The organism is Faecalibacillus sp. MSK20_93, from assembly GCF_020589945.1.
GTDB lineage: Bacteria > Bacillota_I > Bacilli_A > Erysipelotrichales > Coprobacillaceae > Faecalibacillus > Faecalibacillus intestinalis.
In genome coordinates this window covers 22,543-29,567 of the sequence record NZ_JAJDKA010000035.1, presented here as the reverse complement: position 1 = coordinate 29,567, position 7,025 = coordinate 22,543, and the positions used below count along the sequence as shown (strand labels likewise).

The window sequence follows — 7,025 nt, the reverse complement described above, 5'->3', positions numbered from 1 at the left end:
TTATTCAAATTTAAGTACTTTTTTATTTATTGTCCTTGACATGGGGTCCACATTAATTTAAATCGTAACATCCTTTTTTTTAATAAGCTCAAATATTTCTTGATAGAGAGGAAGGAGTTTTTTGTCTTTATGCATAACAATATGATACGTTCTTTGTATTTGAAAATCATTATTTTTTAAATAAGTTATTTCTTTTGATTCTTTAACTAAAGAATAAGGAAGAATCGTAAAACCATCATTTTGTTTAACAAGTTCAATTAAAGCATGAGGATTTGTACATTCAATAGTTGGCACAATATCTAAATCATGACTTATAAAATAACTATGAACAAGTTCATAAATAGAACTTCCTTTTTCACGTGAATAATAATCAAAATGTTCTAATTCTTTTAAATATTTTACTTTTAATAAAGGGTGCTTTTGATGAACAACGATAACAAGTTCATCTTGATAGAAAGCAATTTTTTTTAATTGATGAAGCGGTGTTGTTTCAATTAAAGCAAAATCAAGTTCATTTTTTAAAAGTAAATTTTCTATATATTCAAGATTATTAACGATAATATGAAAATGAATAGTTGGATAAATCATTTTTAATTTTTTTAATAATTGAGGTAAAAAAACTTGTGCCATAGTGACACTACAGCCAAAAGAAATATTTTCTACATGGTCTTCATACATTTCATTTTCCATATTTTCAAGAGATGAAAGAATCTGTAATGAATGATTATATAAAAGATGAGCTTTTTTTGTAGGATAAATTTGACGGTTCATACGATCAAATAAGGGTGTTTGATATTTTTCTTCTAATTCTTTAATAGCTAATGAAACAGAAGGTTGGCTAATGTGTAATTCTTTGGATGCTTTAGTAATACTTTGATTTTGATAAACACTCATAAAGATTTCTAGATGTCTAAATGTCATAATGCCTCCTTATATAGGTAAATACCTATGTATAATATAATTATATAATATTTTACAGATGAATCAATGTGTATTAAGATGAAATAGGTGATATAAATGAAGGAAAAAAGAAAATTATTAATGGAATTGTTTACCTCTACACTTTATTTATCAGCATTTACTTTTGGTGGAGGTTATGTGATTGTTTCTTTATTAAAAGAAAGATTTGTGGATCAACTTCATTATATTGATGAAAAAGAAATGTTGGATTTAGTAGCGATTGCACAAAGTGCTCCAGGAGCAATAGCTGTTAATGGAGCGATTGTTTTAGGATATAAAATGGCAGGAATTTTAGGAATTATTGTTTGTGTAATAGGGACAATTATTCCTCCTATTGTGATTATTAGTGTGATAGCTTATTTTTATAAAATATTTATTACGAATAAAATCATAAGTGCGATGTTACTTGGAATGCGTGCAGGAATTGGAGCAATTATTGTAAGTGTTGTTTATGATATGGCTTTAAGTGTCATGGATGAACATCAAGGTAGAAATATCTTAATTATGATTGTCTCATTTGTTTTGAATTATTTCTTTAATATTAATATTATGTACATTATTCTAGGATGTATTTTACTTGCTATTATTGATTTAGTGATGAGGAGGAAAAAAGCATGATCTATTTACAATTATTTTGGGCCTTTTTTCAAATAGGTTTATTAAGCTTTGGTGGAGGTTATGCAGCTTTACCACTTATTAGTCAACAAGTAATTTCTACATATCATTGGATCAGTCAAAATACATTTACAGATCTTATTACAATTTCTCAAATGACACCTGGTCCAATTGCAGTTAATTCTTCTACTTTCGTAGGACAATATGTTGCTCATTTACCAGGGGCATTGATTGCAACACTTGGATGTATTTTACCTTCGTGTGTGATTGTTTCATTACTGGCTTATTTATATGTAAAATATAAAAATATGGAAGTAATGAAAACAATTTTAGCTTATTTAAGACCAGCGGTTGTTTCAATGATTGCAATTAGTGGTATAAGTATTTTAATTTCTTCATTTTTTAAAGAATCTATTATTGGGATATCTTATTTAAGATATCATGCAATGATTGTTTTTGTTATTTGTTTAATATTACTTAGAAAATATAAAATGAATCCAATCTTAGTTATGGTTCTTGCAGGAATCAGTGAGGTTGTTATTCAAATGATATAGGAGGAAAGAAAAATGTATATTTATTATCCAAGTTGTAATTTTGCTACAATGCATCTTCAAACAGCAAAAAAAGTAAGAGATTATTTTGAAAAACAAATGCCGATTGCAAGATGTTGTAAAATTGATAAAAGAGAATTTGAAAAAGGCGATATTGGTTTATATGTATGTCAAGCTTGTAGAAAGCAAATAGAGAATCAAGTAAAGACTATGTCTGTTTGGGAATATTTTGATCAATTAGATAATTTTGATTTTCCTGATTATCATGGACAAAAAATGTATTTACAGGATTGTTTTCGTGATAGAAATCATCCTGAAGTACATCAAGCTGTTAGAAGTCTTTTAAAGAAAATGAATATCGAAGTTATTGAAATGAAAAATAATAAAGACAATTCTATTTTTTGTGGAACACTCCATTATGAATCAAAAGCGTTAGATGATACACATTTATCACATTATCCTAAAGATGTACAAGAAAAATACATGCAAGAATATGTTCAACAATTTGATAATAAGAAAATTATTTGTGTTTGTAATCGCTGTTTAAAAGGAATTCTTTTAGGAAAAGGAAATGGTGTTCATTTATTAGAATTGTTATTTAATAAATAGATTAAATTAAAAACAGGCTTATTAGGGAATTCCCAAGCCTATTTTTAGATTGAATTTTGATGAACATAATTTGTAATTTCACCAAGATTGATTTCTTTGAGTTTTTGTTTATATTGATTTTCAGCAGCATCTAAATGATTGATAATGATATCTTCTGTATGTTGAATATTTAATGCTGGATCAAAGACTTTATCAACTAAATGTGTAGTTTCAATAAATTTTTCTTTTCCTTCAATTGCTTCAAAAATATCTAAAAAAGAAATATCATTCATTTTTTTGTTTAAAATAAAACCACCTAGCTTACTTGCCTTAGAGGTAATAAGACCAGCTACTACAAGTTGTCTAGTTACTTTTTTTAAATATGAATCAGAAACATCTAACATTTTACTTAATTCATGACTTTTAAGTGGTCCTTCACTTGTACCAATAAGCAATAAAATACAAATTGCTTGTTCAAAACTTTTTCTAATTCTCATTGTAATCCCTTCCCTTTTTTTATTATAACTAATTTTTTATATTTTGTATGTAAGAATATTGACATTTATATTGAAAAAATTATAATACTCTATAGACATTATATATCTATAGATGTAAAATGTCTATAGAAGATAGAAAGAAGGATATTTATGATTAAGCAAGAGTGGAAAAACATTTTAAAAAATCATTGGATTCAAATCGTTTTAGTTGCTCTTATTCTTATTCCTAGTATTTACACAGTTGTCTTCCTTGGATCTATGTGGGATCCATATGGAAACAGTGGAGATCTTCCTGTCGCTGTCGTGAATAAAGATAAGGCGGTTGAATACAACGATAAGAAATTAGACGTTGGTGATCAATTAGTCAAAAAATTAAAAGACAACGATTCATTAGATTTCCATTTTGTAAATTCAAAAGAAGCAAATAAGGGACTAAAAAATGGTGACTATTATATGGTCATTACGATTCCAAGCAATTTCTCCAAAAATGCAACAACTTTGTTGGATAAAAATCCTAAAAAGATGGTTTTAAATTATACAACAAACCCAGGTACAAACTATGTTGCATCAAAAATGGATGATTCAGCAATCGCAAAAATTAAAGCTGAAGTTTCATCTTCAGTAACAAAAACATATGCTGAAACAATCTTTACTTCAATTGGAACAATGTCAGATGGATTTGCTGAAGCTAGCGATGGTACTCAACAATTATCTGATGGTATGACTCAATTAGAAGATGGTAACAAAACTATTAGTGATAACTTAAAAGTATTAGCAAGTAGTTCTTTAACATTTAAAGATGGTACAAATACTTTAACTAAAGGTTTAAAAGATTACACAAATGGTGTTGTTACAGTAAATAATGGTATTTACCAATTAAAAACAGGTGTTGGTACTTTAGGTAGTGCTACTCCTACATTAGCTAGTGGTGTAAGTGATTTAAATACTGGCGCTCAAGCATTAAATAAAGGTGTTAGTGATTATACAGCAGGTGTAAGTCAAGCATTAGCTGGTGCAAATCAATTGGTTGAAAATAACACAGAATTAAATGCAGGTGTTAAAGCATTAGGTGAAGGTGCTGAAAAATTAGTTGCAGGAAATCAACAAGTAGTTGATGGTGTAAAAAAATTACAAGAAAATCTTGAAACTTCCAAAAAAACTATGGCAGCAAGTCAAGATTCATTGACTCAATTATCTGATGGAAAAACATCATTAGATAATTATGCTACATTAATTAAAACATTAAATGCAAGTGGTGATGCTCAAAAACAAGGAATTGCTAGTAAATTATTAACTAGTGGATTGTCAAGAGCAGAAATCGATGCTTATGGTTTAACAAATTATTTCCCTGTAGATAAATATAAAGACGGTGTAGCTTCATATATGGATTCGGTTGCTACTTATACAACAGGTGCATCTACAGCAATTAATACATTATCTAGTTCAACTAAATCAAGTTTAAATGATTTAGATGCAGCTCTTAATGGTGGAACTTTAACAGATGGTACAAAAGTTCCTACAGGATTAGTAAGTGGAACTCAAACAGTCCAAGCTGGATTAAATGAAGTGAATGCAAAAGTTAATGGTGGTAAATATGTAACTGTTGACAATGATGGAAATATTAAACAAGTAACTGTTGATTCTAAAGATGCTTTAGTTGCAGGTGTTCAAGCTTATACAGCTGGTGTGGATAGTTTACAAAAAGGTTTAACACAAATCGCTGATAACAATACAGCTTTAACAAGTGGTGCTACTGCTTTAGCTGATGGTACTTCAAAATTAAACAGTAATGTTCCTGAATTAACTAAAGGAATTACAGCTTTAACAAGTGGTGTTGATCAATTGGCTACAGGTACTTCAACATTAGTAAGCAATAATGCTACATTAATGAATGGTGCTAATCAATTATCTGATGGTGCTGGTCAAATTAGTGATGGTGCTAGTAAGTTGGCTGCTGGTTCTGATACTTTAGGTGATGGAATTAAGAGTGCAGCTGATGGTGTAACTACTTTAAATGATGCATTAAAATCTGGTGCAGAAGAAAGTAAGATTGATTCAACAAATAAAACTACTGATATGGTAGCTACTCCTGTTGAAACAAGTCATAAAGAAATTTCTAAAGTTGAAAATAACGGTCATGCAATGGCTCCTTATATGATGTCAGTTGGTTTATATGTAACATGCTTAGCATTTGCTTTAATGTATCCAATTAGACATGGTATTAAAAAAGCTGAAAATGCATGGAAATATTGGGCAAGTAAAGCAACTGTTATGTATACAGTTTCTACATTAGCAGCTATCGTAATGGTTACTGCTTTAAGATTAATTAATGGATTTGAACCTGTTAATTTAGGTTTAACATACTTACTTGCAATTCTCGTATCGGCGGCATTTATGTCACTTGTCATGTTATTAAGTTTAACAACTGGATTTATTGGTGACTTCTTGTTGCTTGTATTCATGATTGTTAACTTAGGTGGTTCTGCTGGTACTTATCCATTAGATACAGGTCCAGCTATCTACAAAGCTATTCATAAATTTGTACCATATACTTATAGTGTAGATGGATTTAGAAAAACAATTAGTATGACAGCTCCTTCAATTTCAGTTGAAATTGCAGTGTTTGCAGGAATCTTAATAGTATGTTCATTATTAACAGTTGTTTACTTCAAATATAAAAACAAAGAAGATAAACATGCAATTCCTCAAATGTTTGAAGAAGTAAATTCAACAAAAGCTGAATAGTATAAAGGAATCCTAGAAATAGGGTTCTTTTTTATATGTAGTTCAAACTAAAAGCGAAAATATCTTTTGTGAACATTTTAACAAAATGGTAAAATAAAGGTAGGAGGATGAATCTATGGAAATTAAAAATGTTGTTGTTATTGGTGGAGGCGTTTTAGGAAGTCAAATTGCTTATCAAGCAGCTTATTGTGGATTTAATGTAACGATTTGGCTTAGAAGTGAAGGAAGTATAGGAAGATGTCAGCCTAAATTAGATCATTTAAAAGAGGTTTATCATGATACGATTACTTTAATGGATAGCGATAAAGGAAAGACACCTCAAAATTGGGCCATGGGTATTAGCGATTATGAAGATTTTGATAAAGAAAAATGTTTAGAAAAAGCTAATAAGGCCTATGAAAATATTAAATTAGAATTAGATTTACAAAAAGCAGTCAGTGATGCCGATTTAATTATTGAATCAATGGCTGAAAATGTAGAACAAAAAAAGGATATTTATAAAAAAATGGCAGATTTATTACCTGAAAAGACAGTTATTGTTACGAATTCATCTACATTATTACCATCGAAGTTCGCTAAATATACAAAACGTCCAGAAAAATATTTATCATTACATTTTGCAAATAGTATTTGGAAAAATAATATGACAGAAGTCATGGCACAAAAACAAACGAATCAAAAATATTTTGATTTGATTATGGATTTTGCTAAAGAAATAAGAATGATACCATTACCTGTTCGTAAAGAAAAATCAGGATATTTATTAAATTCAATGCTTGTTCCTTTATTGTTTTCAGGTATGGATCTTTATGTTAATGGGATTAGCGATCCTGAAAGTATAGATAAAGCTTGGACTTTAGGTACAGGAGCTCCGAAAGGACCTTTCCAAATTTTAGATACGGTAGGACTTACGACAGCTTATAATATTGTTTCAATGTATTTAAAAGTTCCTTCATTTTTAGCTCCTTATAATTTTAAAGGAATGGCTAAGATGTTAAAGAGATATATTGATGAAGGAAAACTTGGAATAGCTTCAGGTGAAGGTTTTTATAAATATTAGAAGAATTGT

The 7,025-nt window shown here is 29.0% G+C and carries 7 protein-coding genes; 5 read left to right on the top strand and 2 right to left on the bottom strand.

Annotation, left to right across the window (positions count from 1 at the left end; all coding sequences use genetic code 11):
• Positions 1-57 precede the first annotated feature (57 nt).
• Positions 58-921 carry a LysR family transcriptional regulator gene (locus tag LJD34_RS10505; RefSeq protein ID WP_227359845.1) on the bottom strand — a complete coding sequence of 288 codons (864 nt, stop codon included), beginning with the start codon at positions 919-921 and terminating at the stop codon, positions 58-60.
• A 96-nt stretch (positions 922-1,017) separates the two neighbouring features.
• Between LJD34_RS10505 and LJD34_RS10500 the strand changes: the two genes are divergently transcribed.
• From LJD34_RS10500 to LJD34_RS10490, 3 genes are read left to right on the top strand one after another with little or no spacing between them, the layout of a single operon-like run.
• On the top strand, positions 1,018-1,578 hold the full coding sequence (locus tag LJD34_RS10500) for a chromate transporter (RefSeq protein ID WP_032090694.1): 561 nt from the start codon (positions 1,018-1,020) through the stop codon (positions 1,576-1,578).
• Positions 1,575-2,129, top strand: coding sequence for a chromate transporter (locus LJD34_RS10495; RefSeq protein ID WP_175301321.1), 555 nt, complete (start codon positions 1,575-1,577; stop codon positions 2,127-2,129). The genes LJD34_RS10500 and LJD34_RS10495 overlap by 4 nt, the downstream gene beginning before the upstream one ends.
• Before the next feature lie 12 nt (positions 2,130-2,141).
• Positions 2,142-2,735: a hypothetical protein gene (locus LJD34_RS10490; RefSeq protein ID WP_227359844.1), complete on the top strand. Its 594-nt coding sequence runs from the start codon at positions 2,142-2,144 to the stop codon at positions 2,733-2,735.
• Positions 2,736-2,779: 44 nt separating this feature from the next.
• On the opposite strand, the gene LJD34_RS10485 is transcribed toward LJD34_RS10490, so the two are convergent.
• A complete protein-coding gene (locus LJD34_RS10485) occupies positions 2,780-3,211 on the bottom strand; it encodes an Rrf2 family transcriptional regulator (RefSeq protein ID WP_032090692.1) in 432 nt (143 codons plus the stop codon).
• Between the two features lie 150 nt (positions 3,212-3,361).
• Here LJD34_RS10485 and LJD34_RS10480 point away from each other — a divergent pair, with 150 nt between their 5' ends.
• The gene (locus LJD34_RS10480; protein WP_227359843.1) at positions 3,362-5,956 is read left to right on the top strand and encodes a YhgE/Pip family protein; all 2,595 of its coding nucleotides are present in this window, start codon (positions 3,362-3,364) and stop codon (positions 5,954-5,956) included.
• A gap of 115 nt (positions 5,957-6,071) precedes the next feature.
• Positions 6,072-7,016, top strand: coding sequence for a 3-hydroxyacyl-CoA dehydrogenase (locus LJD34_RS10475; RefSeq protein ID WP_227359842.1), 945 nt, complete (start codon positions 6,072-6,074; stop codon positions 7,014-7,016).
• The last annotated feature ends 9 nt before the right edge of the window (positions 7,017-7,025 follow it).